General features: G+C 44.3%; 9 protein-coding genes. 6 read left to right on the top strand and 3 right to left on the bottom strand.

Annotated elements, in window-relative coordinates:
• The first annotated feature begins 131 nt into the window (after positions 1-131).
• The 6 genes from I6E86_RS12195 (at position 132) to I6E86_RS12170 (ending at position 11660) form a co-directional block, all read left to right on the top strand.
• Positions 132-1124, top strand: coding sequence for a PD40 domain-containing protein (locus I6E86_RS12195; RefSeq protein ID WP_197177674.1), 993 nt, complete (start codon positions 132-134; stop codon positions 1122-1124).
• Between the two features lie 107 nt (positions 1125-1231).
• Positions 1232-1882, top strand: coding sequence for a hypothetical protein (locus tag I6E86_RS12190; RefSeq protein ID WP_197177673.1), 651 nt, complete (start codon positions 1232-1234; stop codon positions 1880-1882).
• A gap of 460 nt (positions 1883-2342) precedes the next feature.
• Positions 2343-4421 (top strand): flotillin family protein, encoded by a 2079-nt coding sequence (locus tag I6E86_RS12185; protein WP_197177672.1) that lies wholly within the window; start codon positions 2343-2345, stop codon positions 4419-4421.
• 392 nt (positions 4422-4813) lie between these two features.
• Positions 4814-10990 (top strand): DNA repair ATPase, encoded by a 6177-nt coding sequence (locus tag I6E86_RS12180; RefSeq protein ID WP_197177671.1) that lies wholly within the window; start codon positions 4814-4816, stop codon positions 10988-10990.
• A gap of 226 nt (positions 10991-11216) precedes the next feature.
• On the top strand, positions 11217-11468 hold the full coding sequence (locus I6E86_RS12175) for a DUF2256 domain-containing protein (protein WP_320158538.1): 252 nt from the start codon (positions 11217-11219) through the stop codon (positions 11466-11468).
• A 45-nt stretch (positions 11469-11513) separates the two neighbouring features.
• Positions 11514-11660 (top strand): DUF2256 domain-containing protein, encoded by a 147-nt coding sequence (locus tag I6E86_RS12170; protein ID WP_197177670.1) that lies wholly within the window; start codon positions 11514-11516, stop codon positions 11658-11660.
• 241 nt (positions 11661-11901) lie between these two features.
• Here the strand turns inward: I6E86_RS12170 and I6E86_RS12165 are convergent, their stop codons facing one another.
• The 3 genes from I6E86_RS12165 to metH form a co-directional block, all read right to left on the bottom strand.
• Positions 11902-12729 carry a hypothetical protein gene (locus I6E86_RS12165; RefSeq protein WP_197177669.1) on the bottom strand — a complete coding sequence of 276 codons (828 nt, stop codon included), beginning with the start codon at positions 12727-12729 and terminating at the stop codon, positions 11902-11904.
• A 577-nt stretch (positions 12730-13306) separates the two neighbouring features.
• Positions 13307-14236 carry a bile acid:sodium symporter family protein gene (locus I6E86_RS12160; protein ID WP_197177668.1) on the bottom strand — a complete coding sequence of 310 codons (930 nt, stop codon included), beginning with the start codon at positions 14234-14236 and terminating at the stop codon, positions 13307-13309.
• 208 nt (positions 14237-14444) lie between these two features.
• A complete protein-coding gene (metH, locus tag I6E86_RS12155) occupies positions 14445-18101 on the bottom strand; it encodes a methionine synthase (RefSeq protein WP_413787006.1) in 3657 nt (1218 codons plus the stop codon).
• Positions 18102-18499 lie beyond the last annotated feature (398 nt).

The following is an 18499-nucleotide window of genomic DNA, read 5'->3' as shown; positions in this document are numbered from 1 at the left end:
TGCAGTTGCAATTAACAAGGCCTCACTAAGAAGTGGGGTCTTTTTTTATCCAACGTTTGATGCAGTTTACGCTACACTAGAGTAATGGTTCTGTAATACTTTTATCATCAAGTTCTATTGGATATCACTTTATGCTTAAATCAGCTATGTCAAAACTAGCCATGAATAGGCTCACAGCAACAGGCGCTATGACGATAGCCATAGCTACGGTGCTCACTGGCTGTCAGACCCTATCTAGTGCGCCAATAAAAAAGCCAAAAAGTACAGTCGATACCAATCCATTAACCGCTCGCATGCCTACGATTGATCGCCAAGGGTACATCGCTTATGTCGAGGAGCAAGGGTTTGGCGCGGCCAAAGTGTCGACACTTTATAGCATTCGTCCTGACGGTAGCGATCGTCAGTTGATTGATCAGTTAAAGGGTTATATCTACGCGCCTGCATGGTCAGCTGATGGCAAATGGCTCGCCTATAGCAAACAATCCGCGCGTCAACATCCCAAAATCTATCTTTATGATAAGAGCAGTGATACGCGCAATCTGGTGGTAAATGCTGAGGGCAGTAATATGTCGGCATCATTTTCACCGAATGGCCAAAGTCTGCTCTATAGCTCGACGGTCGGTGGCAATGCTGATATCTATGAGATGCGTCTGAGTGACGGAGATACGAGGCAACTAACGACGCTGCCCAGTACGGAGGTTCAGCCAAGTTATGCATCTGATGGCAAAAGCTTCGTTTATACCAGTGATAAAGTCCGTGCTGGACGTCCACGTATTTATCGTTATGACTTCGCTACAGGCAATGCGACGGCTATGCCGACTAGTGGCTATGTCGCGAGTCCTCAGCTTAGCTCAGACGGTCAGCGTATGGCCTACCTAAATGGTCGAAAGGCGGCCGTTATGACCCTGAGTACGGGACAAGTCACCAATTTGGCAGAGACGGGACTCGATGAGCCAGCGCGCTTATCTCCCTCTGGTAACTATGCTGTCTATCCGACAAAATTGTCGCAAGTGGGCGGCCAAAATAGTGGCAGTTTGGTTATATATTCGCTTTTGGGTAACACAAGCTATGCCATCAGTGGTCAGAATAATAGCGTGGTGCGTTCTCCAGTTTGGGGGCGTTAATCGCGAAATCTATTTCTTCTATCAATAAATCTGTATATGATTAATAAAGAAACATAAGTTGATTCTAAAAGTCTAATTTTTAGAGCGTCAAAAGGAGAAAGTACGTAATGCAAGAGTCGTTTTTGATATTCATCACCAAAATCAGCTTGTACCCGACGATAGTCTTTACAGGATTGGTGATGTTTGTGACCTTGTATTGGATGGTTTCTCTACTTGGTATGGCAGATATGGATACAGTAGATATTGGCGATGCAAGTGGCGAGGGTAGCAATTTGACCTCATCAGGTTTTGTGTCGGGTCTGCTACTTAAGTTCGGTCTATATGGCGTGCCGCTTATCGTTATCCTTAGCCTAATCAGCTTAATTGGTTGGTTGTTAAGTTACTTCTATACCAGTTTTTTACATCAAAATTTTGATTCAGGCATTTTATATTACCTATTCGGCACTGGGGCGCTAATCTTTGTATTGGTCGTCTCCATGTGGCTGACAGGCATTATTATTTCTCCCATCCGCAACAAAATAGCCAAAATACCTAGACGCAATGCTGCTAACAATATCGGCAAAATCGCGGTTGTGCGTACCCTTAGTGTCACGGACAAACACGGCGAAGTGGAACTGAATGATGGCGGTGCAGGATTGATACTCAAAATTCGCTCAGACATCAATGATGGCTCGCTGAAACAAGGCGATCAAGTGATGTTGGTGGAGTATTTAGAGGCAGCCAATACCTATCGCGTCGCCCCTGTAAAAGATAAATAACCACTATAGTCACTCCACTATAAAAGTGTTACTGCGTTAACCTCGCTTGAAGTATTTGATATACATCTACACTCGGTTGCCTTGTACTACTTTTAAATTGAATCGACTATATAAATAATTTAGCCACTAGTAAGTAATTTAGTCACGATGATTCTCCATCATTATTTTCAGCATATCATTATCGCTTTTAGCACAGAACAAGCTCACAGAATGAACAAGGATTTAGCCAGAGATTTTAGAAGCATCTCTGGTTTATGAATAATATTTTTAGCAATGATTTAAACGGTTTTAAATTTGGTTATAGTCGGTTCAGAATAATGCAGATATAAGAATGGTGCGTGACAGGGCTATAAAGCACACGTGCTATAAAAGGTGTTATAAACAGTAAATTTAACAAACCTGATAGCGTATCTGATTTATATAGAATTGATTATGGAATGTTTTAATTAAAGGAATGGATATGGACACACTCATTATCGTCGGCGTGGTTGTAGTGCTGGCGTTTGTTTTTATGATGGTCGCACTACTGATGCTCAAGGCCTTTTACTTTAAGGTCGAGCAGGGCAAAGCACTCATTATCAACGGTGTGAGTAAAATTGCCGTACGTTTTGATGGTGGTTTTGTTTGGCCAGTCATCAACAAAAAAGAGTTGATGAGAATCTCGCTTATCACGTTAGAAGTGGACAGACGCGGTAAAGAAGGTTTGATTTGCGCAGACAACATGCGTGCTGATATCACCGTGGCATTTTATTTACGCGTTAATGAAACCGAAGAGGATGTATTAAAAGTTGCCAAATCGGTTGGGGTTGAAAGAGCCTCAGATAAAGTCGCTGTCAACGAGCTGTTTAATGCCAAGTTCTCGGAAGCCTTAAAAACAGTTGGTAAGCAGATTGATTTCGTCAAACTGTTTGAAAACCGCAGCGAATTTCGTGACAGTATCGTTCAAGAAATTGGCAACGATCTGAATGGCTATGTCTTAGAAGATGTGGCGATTGATTATTTAGAGCAAACCCCAAAAGCGTCATTAGATTCAAGTAATATCTTAGATGCTGAAGGCATCAAAAAGATTACTCAATTAACGGCCTTTCAGAACGTCATCACCAACGAGCTTGAGCGTGATGAAGAGCTGGCCGTTAAGAAAAAGAATGTCGAAACTAGAGAGGCGATGTTAGAGCTAGAGCGTCAGCAAGCCGATGCCGAAGCCAAACAGCAACGTGAAATCTCGTCAGTGATTGCCCGCGAAACGGCTGAAACTCGCAAGATTGAAGAAGAAGAGCGTAAAAAGTCTGAAACAGCCGTTATCTCGGTTGAGCAGGATTTAGCGATTCAACGTGAGAATCAGCAGCGTGAAATCGAAGTGGCAGGTCAAAATCGTCTGCGTGCAGTCGTCATCGAAGAAGAAAAAGTGACGCGTGCTCGTGATTTAGAAATTGTCTCTCGTGAGCGTGAAGTTGACTTGCAACGTATCGAAGCTGAACGTGCGATTGAGCTTGAGAAAAAAGAAATCGCCAACGTCATCCGTGAGCGTATCGCGGTAGATAAAACAGTTGCGCAAGAAGAAGAGCGTATTAAAGAAGTCCGCGAGATTAGCGAGGCGGAGCGTTCTAAGCAGACACGCGTCCTAGCAGCAGAAGCCGATGCGGAAGAAATCAAAGTACGTCAGGTGAAAAAAGCCGAAGCAGAAGAGCTATCTGCTAAGCATAAAGCCGTCGAAATCACCACATTGGCTGCTGCTAATCTTGAAGCATCTGCTAAAGATTCAGAAGCCAAAATTAAAATGGCCGAAGGTACCAAAGCAGAAGAGTCAGCACATGGCTTCGCTGAAGCGGCTATCCAAGAAGTCAAAGCGGCGTCTTTGGAAAAAGAAGGCATTGCGAAAGCCAATGTTATCAAAGCGACTGGACAAGCTGAAGCGCAATCAGATCGTGAAAAAGGTATGGCAGATGCTGAGGTTATCGCTGCTCGTGGGGAATCTAAGGCAAAAGCTGAGCGTGATATCGGTATGGTCGATGCAGAAATCATCGCCGCTCGCGGTGAATCTACTGCCAGAGCTGAGCGTGAAAAAGGCATGGCAGATGCTCAAGTCATCGCGGCTCGCGGTGAGTCAAATGCCAAAGCAGAACGCGAAGTTGGATTGGCAAAAGCCGAAGTTACTCGCGCACACTTCCAAGCCGAAGCAGATGGTCTGGTCGAGAAATTCAATGCCATGGGTAGCATGAGCAAAGAAGCACGTGAGCACGAAGAGTTCCGCATGAGCCTTGAGACAGCATTACAAGAAGCATTGGCATCGATTGACGCTGGTAAAGAGATTGCGAAAGAAAATGCTGAAGTATTGGCAGTCGCGTTACAGAAAGCCAAAATTGATATTGTTGGCGGCGAAGCGCATTTCTTTGATAACTTTGCCAAGTCACTGTCTATCGGTAAAGCCATCGATGGCCTAGCGGGCAAGTCAGACACATTGAGCGGTATCATCAATGGTGTGATGGCCAGTCAAGCCATGAAATCAAACCAGAAAAATGATGATAAAACGACTTATTAATAGGGTCCAAATACCTAGCCTTAATGGGTAAGTATTAGTGAGCAAGTTTTTATCTAACAGTATGAATAAGTAATATTCTCTGAAATAAAAAATCTGTCGTGTAGGCGGCAGATTTTTTTGGCTAACTCAGAGTGATTCAGAATGACGAATCATGATGAGTTGGCTAATCTAAAAAAATAGCAGTGACGACTCGTTTTTTTAGATTAGCCAAGTGCTTCTTTACTTTCAATGATTCTTTATTGCCCAAAATTCTCTTATAGTGGATTCAGTTTAAAAGAGATACAAGGCAACCGAGTGCAGATGTATATGTGATACTTCAAGCGAGGTTAACGCTGTAGCTCTTTTATAAAGGATTGACTATATTACGTAAAAACAGAAACGGACGAGCAACGATGGCGGACACGCAAAACTCAACAAATTCAGACAGCAACGACAAGGCTAATCAAGCCAACCAAACCGATCAGGCAGTTGCCTCGGGCAATGCTTATGAGCTCATCAAAAAACGTCTGACGGAACAAGGCGGTCGTTTAGAGCAGCAGACGCAGACGCTAAATAATGCGCGTCTCGAAGAGTTTGGCAGCACCCAAATGCAAGTCATCGCCCGTACCCGTATTCGTACCGAGTACAACTGTGTGGCACAAGACATGGTGCAGGTCGGCGATTATTTGCTATTTGGCTACAACGTTTTTATGGGGCTCAAACGCGCGAGCAATATTAAGGATGTATTGTCGTTATATCGTCTGAACGAGCCAGCTGGTAATGAAGAAGAGTATCAGCTCGAAGAGGTTGACCTAAAAGGCACTTTTTTGGCTCAAGATGCCTTTGTCCAAGACTTTAATGAGTTGTATCGATATTACAAGCAAACGCGCCTGATTCAAATAACGGTGAAAGACAGCAAGTTGCTGTTAGCGTTTCAGATTGGCGAACGCATCACTGATATTCGAGTATTCCGTTTTGCGTTAGATTTTAGCCAAGGGACACCAGAGTCGGCGCAAGTCGCTTATGTGGACAATCGAGGCGAGCGTGACATTGAACTGCCGCCTGCTTATGATTTTGACTGGATTGAGACCACGCGCGATCAAATGGTGAATGGTAAATATCCCCATATGAATATCTTAGACACGATATTTGTAGAAACGGTCGGTGGTGATTTGACCATTAAGATTGAGGATAATACGCAGTCCGGTCAGGGTATTTATAGCGAACCGGTCAATGACCGCACCCAGTCGCTGACGGACGCTGAGATTGCTTATGCCAAAGTTGGCAGTCTAATACTGCTCAAAATATTGCCCTATCGTGAAGAAGACTACCGTTATTTTGTTTATAACACCTTGACCGAAGCGGTGCTGCGATTGGATGCGATTGGTCAGTCGTGTGTTCAGCTACCAGAAGACCACGGCATCATGTTTCCGGGTGGTTACTATCTACAGACGGGTGAGTATAAGCTGTTTGAGGCCAATAACGTTGGCGCTACTGACTTACGGTTTAAGCGTAAAATTGTATCGCCGAATGGGGAAGATGTTTTATTCTTATTTTACGACCGAGACTTGGGCGTCACAGGGCTGTTTCCTTATAACTTGATTAAAAAGCAATTGGCAAATCCTATCTATTGTAACGGTATGGCTTTGGCTGAGAATGGCCGTTTGGTGCTGTTCAGTGACCAAAGTGAGCCGTCTCGTATTCATCCGATGCAGATATGGCATACGCCTTATGCTTCACATGAGTATGTGAGTGAGCTGCCAGAGAGCACGAGCTTTTATGGCAAGATTGGCAATAAAGAGCTGGTGCGCGGTATCTCAGATCTTTATAGCATTACTCGCCTGATTGATAATCAAAGCGTGTCACAAAAACTCTATGAAGAGCTTACCAATAATACCAGCCGACTCTTTGACAGCTATTATTGGCTGTCTGAACCTGAGCTTGACGAAGTCGCCAGTAGTATCAAGGAAGTGACGGCAACGGCTGAGCTGGTCATTGATGAGTTCGCTAAAGTACAAAGTATTCAAAAGCAAACCCAAACGGCTTTGAGCGATGCTGATACGCAGCAAAGTGAGATTTTGCGGCAGATACGTGTCACTAGCTTTGAGTCTGCCAGTGATTATGTCGATCAGTTGTCAGCGTTAAGACGTCAAAAAGGCCGTTTGGTCAGCTTGGAAGATTTGCGCTATCTAGATGCCGATAAGTTACAAGCATTGCAGACGCAGTTAGAGGAAGCCGAAAGCGAGCTTGCCGAAAAAACGGTGCTGTTTTTAAGTGGTGAAGAGGCGCTATCAAGCTACGAAGGCATATTGGTCGATGTCAGTGAGCGCTTAAATACGGCAGAAACCCATGCCGAGCTAAAACCCGTACTAGAAAAAATTGATGAGACAGCGCAAGGGTTAGATTTATTAACGGAGTTGCTAGGCACATTAGATGTGGCCGATGCCACGGTGCGTACGCAAATCATCGATGACATATCGACCATTTATGCCAGCCTGAACCAAAGTAAAGCCAAGCTCAACCATAAGCGTAAAAACCTAGGATCTGCTGAGGCCGTGGCGCAATTTGGCGCGCAGTTTAAGCTGTTCGGTCAGTCCATTGCTAATGCCTTATCCATTGCCGATACCCCTGAGAAATCAGATGAGCAAATGGCAAAACTATTGGTACAGTTAGAAGAGTTGGAAAGCCAATTCGCTGATCCAGAGACCAACAGTGGCGATCAGTTTTTAGCCGACATCATCAGCAAGCGTGAAGAGATTTACGAGACTTTTGAAAATCATAAGCAGCAACTGCTCGATGCTCGCAATCGCAAAGCGCAAAACTTAGGTGATGGCGCGCTGCGGATGCTTGAGAGTATAAAAAAGCGTACGCAAAGCACTGGCGTCACGGGATTTACAGAAGAAGAAGCGCTGAATACGTACTTTGCGGCTGATGGTCTGGTGCAAAAAGTCCGCAACATCGCAAAAGAGCTGCAAGCGATGGGCTTTAGCGTAAAAGCCGATGACATCGATGCACGTCTAAAAGCCATCCAAATCGAGAGCTATAAGAGTCTAAAAGACAAGTCGGACTTGTTTGAAGATGGTGGTCAAATCATCAAACTGGGTAAGCACCGTTTTTCGGTTAATACTCAGCCATTAGATTTGACCTTATTGAGCCGTCAGCAGTCAGATGGCAAGCGTGTGCTGAACTTGCATCTAACGGGTACAGACTATTATGAAGTGCTTAATAATGCTGAGCTAAACGCCTTGCGCCCGTATTGGGACATGAATATCGCCTCCGAGTCTGACAAGGTGTACCGCGCCGAGTACTTGGCCTATAGCATTATCGAAAGTGCCAAGAACAGTCAAGACGGACTAACCGAAGAACGTTTATATCAAGCATACGACGCGACCATCATTACCCTAGATGTTAATGGTGATATTGATAATGACAGTCCATTGTCCAAGTTGGTCAAAGCTTACGCCACCCCTCGCTATCAGCTTGGCTATGACAAAGGCATTCATGACCATGATGCTACGCTATTATTGATGCAAATATTGCCGACACTGCGTGAGGCAGGGTTGCTGATTTATACCCCGCAAGTACGTGCGTTGGCGCAATTATTCTATTGGCAGCTAAATATCGTGCAAGCGCTTGGTTTAGATAGCTTGCGTCAATTTGGTTATGACGCTTGGTTAAATGAATCAGTGCTGACGCGCGCAAATAACTGGATAGATAGAGCCGCGACCGCCGAGCAACTGCGCCGTGCATTGGGCAGTGATACGGCTAAATCTTTACTGGTCGAGGACATGAGCCAAGTGATGCGTCATTTTGTTATGGCTCATAATGATGACAGTATTGGCATTAATAGTGGCGCTGGCAAGCAGTTAACATCAAAACCAGAGTCAGATTCAAATACCAGTGATGTTCATAACGCCAACATCTTCAAATCAAGCTATGTTCAGCTTGCCTGTGAATATTTGGTGAGCGTCATGGGGCAGTCAGCGGAATCGAATGCAGGCGCACATAACACAATAAACTGGCAAACCAGTCAACAAGCGCAGCAGTTGTGTGAGCAACTAAGCCAAACGCTAAATAGTGCCTCAGGCAGCACGCAAAATACGGCCAGTTTTGACCAACTACAATCTTCTATCAGTAAGCTTGGCTTCCAACCCAAGTCAGCCTATGAGCTATTAGCCACATGGTTTCATGCACTACTTGATAAGACTTATGGTGGTACTGATTCGGCTAATGTCGCAGCTAATGGCACGGATGAGGCAGGCGAGGCACTCAGTGAAGAGCAGCTTGCCGAGATTGAAACACAAAACGCGCTACGCAAGCAGCAATTAGAAAGTGGCCGTCATTATGTGCCTGAAGCCATTGCCGTCTTGCTTACCCAATTAAATGATGCCCAGCGTGAAGCTTTGGTGCAACGATTGATTGATTCAGGTGCTACTTTTAATAAAGGGGCTTTTAATAAAGGGCTAAGTGCTAAAGGAGTAGGCAATCAAGGCGCAAGTACCACGCCATCGGCCTTGTCATTTTCTTCAATCACCTCGTCGCCAGTTTCATCGACTACATCATTGACCAGTATTAATAACCCGCTTAATCAAGTGCAAAGCTTTGAACGTAGCACGGGTCAGGTATCGCTTGAGATACAAGTCAATAACCTGCTGGGTGAACATATACGTATTCATCAGCAGACCTTAACTTTTGCCGTCGATGATTTTTTAAATCGTTTGCATCATCATGATACCCAAGTCATCCCTGCCTACAGACGTTATCTGGCCATGCGCTCAGAGATATTGCATGACTCAAAAGAGACATTACGACTGGACGAATTTATGCCGCGTCCATTGTCTTCATTCGTGCGTAACCGTCTGATTAACGAGAGCTATCTGCCACTTATCGGTGACAACCTCGCCAAACAGATGGGCACGGTCGGCGAGGATAAGCGTACCGATTTGATGGGTATCCTCATGATGATATCGCCACCAGGGTATGGTAAAACCACCTTGATGGAATACGTGGCAAATCGTCTTGGCCTTATCTTTATGAAGATTAACTGTCCGTCACTCGGTCATGACGTCACGTCCTTAGATCCTGAAAAAGCCCCCAATGCTACCGCCCGAGAAGAGCTGAATAAAATCAACTTAGCCTTTGAGATGGGCAATAACGTCATGCTTTATCTCGATGATATTCAGCATACGCACGCAGAGTTTTTGCAGAAGTTTATCTCATTGGGTGATGGCACACGCCGTATCGATGGTGTCTGGCAAGGCAAAATCAAGACCTATGACATGCGTGGCAAAAAGTTCTGCGTGGTCATGGCAGGTAACCCATACACCGAAAGCGGCGAGGCCTTCAAAGTGCCGGACATGCTCGCCAACCGTGCCGATATCTATAACCTAGGCGATATCATGAGCGGCATGGAAGAGGTGTTTGCACTCAGTTATATCGAAAACTCGCTGACCTCTAATACCGTCCTCGCACCAATGGCCAACCGTGACTTAAGCGATGTGCATCGTTTGATTAAAATGGCAAAAACGGACAATGCGAATCTTGCCCAAGCACAAAGCAGCGATCTGACGTATCCGTATAGCACCTCAGAAGTTAACGAAATTATCGCCATCTTGCGCCATATGTTTAGGGTGCAAGAAGTCATTCTGGACGTCAACCAAGCCTATATTGCCTCCGCCTCGCAAGACGATAAGTATCGTGTTGAGCCGATATTTAAGCTACAGGGCAGTTATCGCAATATGAATAAGATGACCGAAAAGCTGTCGGCAGTCATGAATGAAGAAGAGTTGAACCAGCTGATAGATGATCACTATCTGGGCGAGTCGCAGCTATTGACCCAAGGCGCAGAGAGCAACTTGCTCAAGCTTGGTGAGATGCGTGGTGTCTTGACCGAAGCAGAAACAGAGCGTTGGGCGCAAATCAAAGCCGACTTCTTACGTAACAAAGCCATGGGCGGTGAAGATGGTGATACTGGCGCACGTATCGTCGCCCAGTTGGTCGATTTGGCCAGTGGCTTCAATGCCATCAGTAGCCAGTTTGAGACATACTTAACGAAAAACGACCCAGAGCAAATCGCTCGCTTACGAGAAGCAGGACAGCAAGCGCAACTCGATGCCCAGCTAAACGCCCAATTAGAAGCACAGAAAATACTTGCCGATAGCGTGATCAATAACGCCAAAGTCGTCAGCGACAGTATTGATAATGGCTTTGAGAAAAGCATGAGTCAGTTGGTGCAAATATATAAGCACGATCACAATGCTGGAAAGGCGGAAGGTGAGTATCTCAAGCAAAACCAAGACGTACAAAAAGCACTGATGGTGCAGCTGGTCAATGCCGTGGAACAACTGGCGCAAAAAATGGCAGATAGCTTGGTTAGCAATAATGATAATCAAACAGCCGATAGTGATATCCCTGATATTCATCAGCAGACCGCATTGATGGCAACTGCCCTCAAGCAAGCGTTAGAGCCATTGACGATGCGGATGGATGAGAAGCTGGCGATTGATACCAGTACTGATCAATCTGGTAAGTTAATCGTTAATAGTCTAAATCGACTTAATAAAATCTTTGATGATTATGATTATGATTAATCACTACTGATTAATAGCTGACGATTAGTCACCACTGGTTAACAGCTATGATTGATGGCTAACGATTAAGCGTTAATGCTTAATTATTAACGCTTATGAGCAATGCTGATGACTTGCACTTATGAACATCACTCATGAATAGCACGTATAAATAGGGCTTATGATTAAGAGACAGTGGTAATATAGTCGGCAACAGCTACTTTGGATACAATCACAGCGAGTAAGCGTGCTACAAACAGCAGGTCAAGCAAGACTGACACCGTATCTGATGGTAGTGAATCGACTATATCAAACCAATGAGAAAATTATGGCGCACAAAAAGAAGAACGTCCGCAAAAAACTTTGTCCTGTCTGCGAGCGTGAATTCAGTTGGACTAAAAAGTTAGATAAAAACTGGGAGAGCATGGTTTATTGCTCAGACCAATGCCGACGGGTGAAAAAGTACGAAGGGCTGGATCATCAAAAAGAAGATAAGTAGTCTTTAGTAGTGAAGTAGAGTTATATAGGAACAAAGGAGCAGACGATGGCACATAAAAAGGTAAACTTACCGCAAAAAACCTGCCCCGTCTGCCAGCGTCCGTTTACGTGGCGCAAGAAGTGGGAGAAGGATTGGGAGCAGGTGATTTATTGTTCTGAGCGGTGTCGGCGGGGAAAAGCAAAAGATGAATAGACCAACTTAATAAAGCTTCAGCCGATCATAGATTGGCTGAAGCTTTATTAAGTTGATGGCTCATTATTAGTAATGTTCTTTCATGAGTACTTCTTCCATGCGACACCATCGTCTAATTTATAGAAGATGGGATATAGGTCATTTACGTATAAGTGTTTTTGCCTAAAAATACTAAAGTCGTTATCACTAAAATATAACTCTAACGTTTTTATTGGCTGTCAGTGGCTGTTACATTACTAGATTAAGGTCTTGAGAATTTAAACATCTCTTCATCGTCTATGACATCGTCTTGGTTATCATCCACTTCAATAGTAAGGGTAGTATTACCTATCACTCGAGCGTAACGCGTGCGTGGTTCTGATAATCCAGTACCCGCGTTATCATCATAAATTATTGTAGTAGATAGTTGACCAGTAACAGCATCAATAGTGTAGTTCCCCCATTCCATACCGTTTTCGGAGTTATTGACTGAACCATCCTCATCAACTTGCACTTGGATATAAGTGCCATTTTCTAAGAATGCCAAGCCAAGCAGCTCGTTGTCATCAGCATCATCAAAATCCCAAGGTCCTAAGATACCTTCAGACTTAGTTTCTGAGAAGCGATAACTTTCATTACTATCAATGATGCCATTTTCGTTCTCATCTACTTTCAGGATAAGCTTACCGTTAGATACTTGAGCATAACGCATGACAGAATCTGATAATCCAGAGGTACCGTTTTTATCAAAGATAGGCGTAGCGGTTAGTTTGCCTTCTGTACTACTGACGCTATAACTGCCTAATTCCATACCATTTCCAGCTTCACTGGTTGACTGGCTACCATCGACTTGAGTCTGTATATAGGTCCCATCATCCATGAATATAATTGTTGATAGTTCTCCATTAGGGGTATCATCGCTACTCCACATCCCAATGATTTCGGTATCTATATTAGGCTGATCAGGTTGTGTGATATCTGGTTGATCAGGTTGCGATGTTGGTGAGTCATCAGAATCGGAGTCGTCCCCACATCCTTGTAAAATGAGAGCAGTTGTAATGGCTAATAGTGTTAGTTTAAATGATTTCATTTTTATCGCTCCTTGATTTAAAAATATAAAATCTTACTCAGCTAAAGATAACTACCTTGTACCTCCTTAATACAATAATTAAAGAAAATATATACGTATTAACGAATATATCAAACATTTTTCAGTTAATCCAATCCAAAAAGTATTTTCTAAATCAGTAAAATGAAAAGGTTGGTTATCAGATAAAAGAGTGTGAAAATGGAAGAGGTCTATTGAAGGTAAGTTTATTAGCAAAATAATCACATTATTGAAGATTTTTTCATTGCGGATACTTTTGATGGAGGAGATTGAACAATAACAGTGTCTATTTTAAAAATAAGAAGATATACATAACGAAATACCGTCTGCTCTACTGCATTTTTACTAAATGAAGTAGAGCAGACGGTATAGCTACATATAGATTTGCAGTGATTGACCGCATGATAAAGCACTCAATTACTGCAAATGAAAGAATTACTCAGTAGTATTCTCTTGACGCATCATAATTTATATTTTTTATAGTTCTTTAACTGATCACGACTGATCTTACTGACGTTAAAGTATTTACCATTCAGATGCGAGTCATAGAAGGCACCACCTACCTAGCATCTCTTTTCGCAAAAATATTCGCAACCAACGCACCACTAAAGTTATGCCACACACTAAATATTGCACTCGGTAAGGCAGCGACAGGGTTGAAATAAGTTGCCGCAAGGGCAGCGCCTAAACCAGAGTTTTGCATACCCACTTCTATCATAATCGCGCGGCGTTGTTTCTCCGTAAAGCCGGACAAACGGGCGATTACATATCCCAAGGTATAACCCGTCATATTGTGTAAGGCAACCACGATAAATACGATAGCACCGCTATCTAAGATGGTCGCTTTAGACACGGCTACCACCGCCGCTATAATGATGGAAATACCCAATACCGATACCATCGGTAATACCTCGGTGACGAACGCGATCTTTTTACCCAAAAATTTATGAAAGATAACACCCAGTAATATGGGCAAAATTACGATTTTCGTAATGGTTATCATCATACTGGCCAAATCGATATCAATTAGTTGACCTGCAAAAACACTGAGCAGAATAGGGGTCAGAAAAGGTGCAAGTAGGGTAGAGATAGAAGTAATCGCCACACTCAATGCCACATCACCTTTGGCCAAGAACGTAATCACGTTACTAGACGTACCGCCAGGGCAACAGCCAACCAAAATAACACCGACTGCTATCAAAGGATCGAGGTTGAAAATTACCGTTAACAGGTAAGCAATGAGAGGCATTAGCGTGAACTGTGCCAATAGTCCAACCAGTACAGGTTTGGGGCGTTTGACAATTTCTAGGAAATCTTCTGTTTTGAGCGTCATGCCCATCCCAAACATAATGATGCCAAGTATGGGAACGATCAAAAAAGCCAACGAGGCAAAAAATTCAGGAAAAATAAATCCCAAAACAGCACTGACCAATGCCCAGATTGCAAAGGTTTTGCCAATCCAACTAGAAAGTAATGCAATCTGATTCATAGCCTATCTCACAAAGATAAAAATAATAGAATAGACAATAATCTAGCATGGTTCTTGTTAGCAAATGATGAAAGTATTTTGCTATGAACGTAGCGATAAGTTTGCAGATGGCAGGCAGAATAGAATGCCATAAAAAATGGCTTACTTATATTAAATAAGTAAGCCAAAAAAGAACTATTAGGTTTCTATAATTGCATTAGCTAATCGACTACAAATTCGGATTTAACCACTTCTCAGCAGTTTTCATATCCCAGCCTTTACGCTCAGCATAACTCTCTAACTGGTCACGGCTGATTTTGCCGACGTTGAAGTATTCACTATCAGGATGCGAGTAATAGAATCCGCTCACTGATGACGCAGGCCACATCGCATAGCTCTCGGTCAAAGTCGTACCGATCGCATCTACCGTACCGAGCCAATCAAACAATTTGCCTTTTTCCGTATGCTCAGGGCAAGCAGGGTAGCCAGGTGCAGGGCGGATACCGACGTATTTCTCTTTGATCATCTCATCATTGGTGAGTGACTCGGTCGGTTGATAGCCCCAATGCTTTTTACGGATGAGCTCGTGCAGATGTTCAGCGAATGCTTCAGCTAAACGGTCAGACAGTGCCTGTACCATGATGGCATTATAGTCATCACCTGCCGCTTTATATTGCTCAGCGAGTGTTTCTGTACCAACGATAGAGACGGTAAATCCGCCCAAGTGGTCAGTGTGCGTCTCTGATGGCGAGATAAAGTCCGCCAAGCTAAAGTTCGGCTTGCCGCTTGCTTTGTCGCTTTGTTGACGTAAGTGTTCAAACTGATAGGTCGGTTTGCCGCCATCAGCAGGTGCATTGTCATAAACTGTGACGGTATCGGCACCAGTACGGCGCGCTGGCATGAGTTTAAAGACACCTTTGGCCACGAGTGATTTCTCATCGATCATTTTTTGCATCAGTTCATTAGCATTTTCAAATAAATCTCGTGCCGCTTCGCCGACCACATCGTCTTGCAGTATTTTCGGATACTTACCGACCAGTCCCCAAGAGATAAAGAACGGCGTCCAATCAATATATGGCAGTAGGTTGGTGATAGGGTAATCATCCAATATCACTTGTCCTAACTTATTAGGCACTGGTGGCACATAGTTTTCCCAATCGTACTGAAAGCCAATCTTGACCGAGTTCGCATAAGAGATCTTGGCCGCTTTTGGCTGACGCTTGGCCAGACGGTCACGTACTTTAACGTACTCTTCACGTGTCTCATCGATCAGCGCTTGACGATGCTCTTTTGATAGCAGCTTTGTGACCACACCGACGGAGCGTGAGGCATCAGTGACGTAGATGACACCATCATTTTGATATTGCGGCTCAACCTTAACGGCAGTATGCGCTTTAGACGTCGTTGCACCGCCAATCATGAGTGGTAGCGTCATGCCGCGCTCTTGCATTTGCTTGGCGACATAGACCATTTCATCGAGGCTTGGGGTAATCAAGCCAGACAAACCGATGATATCGACTTTTTCGGCGATAGCGGTATCGAGGATTTTTTCACAAGGGACCATCACACCCAAATCGACAATGTCATAACCATTACAGCCGAGCACCACGCCGACGATATTTTTGCCGATATCATGCACGTCGCCTTTGACGGTTGCCATCAGGATTTTACCTTTGACTTCGCCTTCGACTTTTTCGGCTTCGATGTACGGGTTTAGCCAAGCGACTGACTGCTTCATCACGCGGGCAGATTTGACGACTTGCGGTAGGAACATTTTACCGGCACCAAATAAATCACCGACGATATTCATACCGTCCATGAGTGGGCCTTCGATGACTTCTAGCGGTTTGGGATACTTTTCCCACGCTTCTTTGGTATCGGCTTCGATAAAAGTGGTAATACCTTTGACCAGTGCATGGGCAATACGGGCTTCGACGGTGCCTTCACGCCAGCTCATGTCAACTGTGCTTTCTTTTTTCTTGCCACCGTCTTGATAGTTTTCAGCCGCTGTCATTAGGCGTTCAGTTGCGTCCTGACCTGTTTCGCCTTGATTGCGGTTGAGCATGACATCTTCGATCGCGTCACGGGCTTCCTTTGGAATATCATCATATAACTCAAGCATGGCTGGGTTGACGATACCCATAGTCAGGCCGTTTGTAATCGCGTGATATAAGAATACCGAGTTAATGGCTTCACGAATCGGGTTACCACGGAAACTAAACGACACGTTAGACACGCCGCCCGACACCATAGCATTGGGTAAGTTATCCGTAATCCACTTAGTGGCGTTGATAAAATCCGCACCGTAGTTGTTATGCTCAGTGATACCAGTGGCAACGGCAAAAATGTTCGGATCAAAGATAATATCTTCAGAAGGGAAACCGACTTCATTAACCAACACATCATAGCTGCGCTGACAGATTTGGATTTTACGCTCGTAAGTATCGGCTTGACCATCTTCATCAAATGCCATGACGATAACGGCGGCACCATAACGCATACACAGTTTGGCGCGCTCGACGAATTCAGCATGACCTTCTTTTAAGGAGATAGAGTTGACGACAGATTTGCCTTGCGTGCGTTTTAGACCTTCTTCGATGATGTCCCATTTAGAGGAGTCAATCATGAGTGGTACTCGGCTAATGTCTGGCTCGCCTGATACCAAGTTGATGAAATGAATCATCGCCTGCTTGGAGTCGAGCATGCCCTCATCCATATTGATATCGACGATTTGCGCGCCGCCTTCTACCTGATCGCGAGCGACATCGAGGGCTTCGGTGTAGGCTTCAGTTTTGATCAAACGTAAGAACTTTTTGGAGCCTGTCACGTTGGTACGTTCACCCACGTTGACGAACAAGCTGTCTGCTGTGATGGTAAATGGCTCAAGTCCAGACAAGCGGCAGGCAGGGGCGATTTCAGGAATCACACGCGGTGCATAGTTTTTCACCATATTCGCGATTTGACGAATATGTTCTGGTGTCGTACCACAACAGCCGCCCACGATATTCAAGATGCCTGCTTTCGCAAAGCCTTCTAGCAGTGCAGTGGTTTCATCAGCCGTTTCATCATATTCACCAAACTCATTGGGCAGACCCGCGTTTGGATGCGCTGACACATAAGTATTGGCGATATTAGATAGCGTTTGAATGTGTGGGCGCAGCGCATCGGCACCAAGCGCACAGTTGAAGCCAACCGATAATGGTTTGGCGTGGCGAATTGAGTTATAAAATGCTTCAGCCGTTTGACCTGATAACGTACGACCTGACGCATCAGTAATCGTACCCGAAATCATAATCGGTAATTCAAAACCAATATCATCAAACACGCCAGTAATGGCAAATATCGCCGCTTTGGCATTGAGCGTATCGAAAATAGTTTCGATTAGGATAAGGTCAACACCACCTTCTATCAGGCATAAGGTCGCTTCACGGTAGTTGAGTACCAATTCATCAAAGGTGATATTACGAAACGCAGGGTCATTGACATCAGGTGATAGCGAGCACGTGCGTGAGGTAGGGCCTACGACACCAGCGACGAAACGAGGCTTATCAGGTGTCTTGGCAGTGAACGCATCTGCTGCACTGCGGGCAAGTTGAGCTGCCGTTTTATTTAACTCAGGTACCAAATACTGCATATCGTAGTCGGCCATGGATAGACGCGTACCGTTGAAGCTATTGGTCTCGATGATATCCGCGCCAGCAGTCAAATGATCGTTATGAATGTCTATAATCATTTGTGGTTGCGAGAGTACGAGCAAATCATTATTACCGCGCACGTCTTGGTCTATATCTGCAAAGCGCTCACCGCGATAATCTGCTTCTTTTAATTTATAGGTTTGAATCTGCGTACCCATCGCCCCGTCTAACATCAAAATTCTTGAGGCCATTTGCTCAGTGATACGGGCACGTGCTGTTAGCTGCTGCTCTTTGTACGGAAACACGGCAGGTGGCGTCAGTATAAAGTCATCAGCGGATTGTGATGAGTGAGAAGTGGCATCAGTGTTTGAAGTCATTGTTTGGGTCATAGGAGCGCTGCTTATATCGTCAATATTATAAAAGGAGGGAGTAACAAATAGGGTGAAAATGTCTATAAAAGTCGTCGTAAAAGTCGCATTATTCTAGCATGAAACATCTGTCGTATTAGGATACTGCATATTCTACTTTGGCAGTAGACAAGTAAAAGATTTACTTAATACGGTAATGCTTTTAGACAAGAGTAGGCAATGTAAACCCCTTACAAACAAAGCTAAATGACTCTCATTTAGTTTGACTATTACACAAAGTG

It is taken from the genome of Psychrobacter sp. SWN149, assembly GCF_015864565.1.
Classification (GTDB): domain Bacteria; phylum Pseudomonadota; class Gammaproteobacteria; order Pseudomonadales; family Moraxellaceae; genus Psychrobacter.
This window is presented reverse-complemented; position numbering and strand designations above follow the sequence as displayed.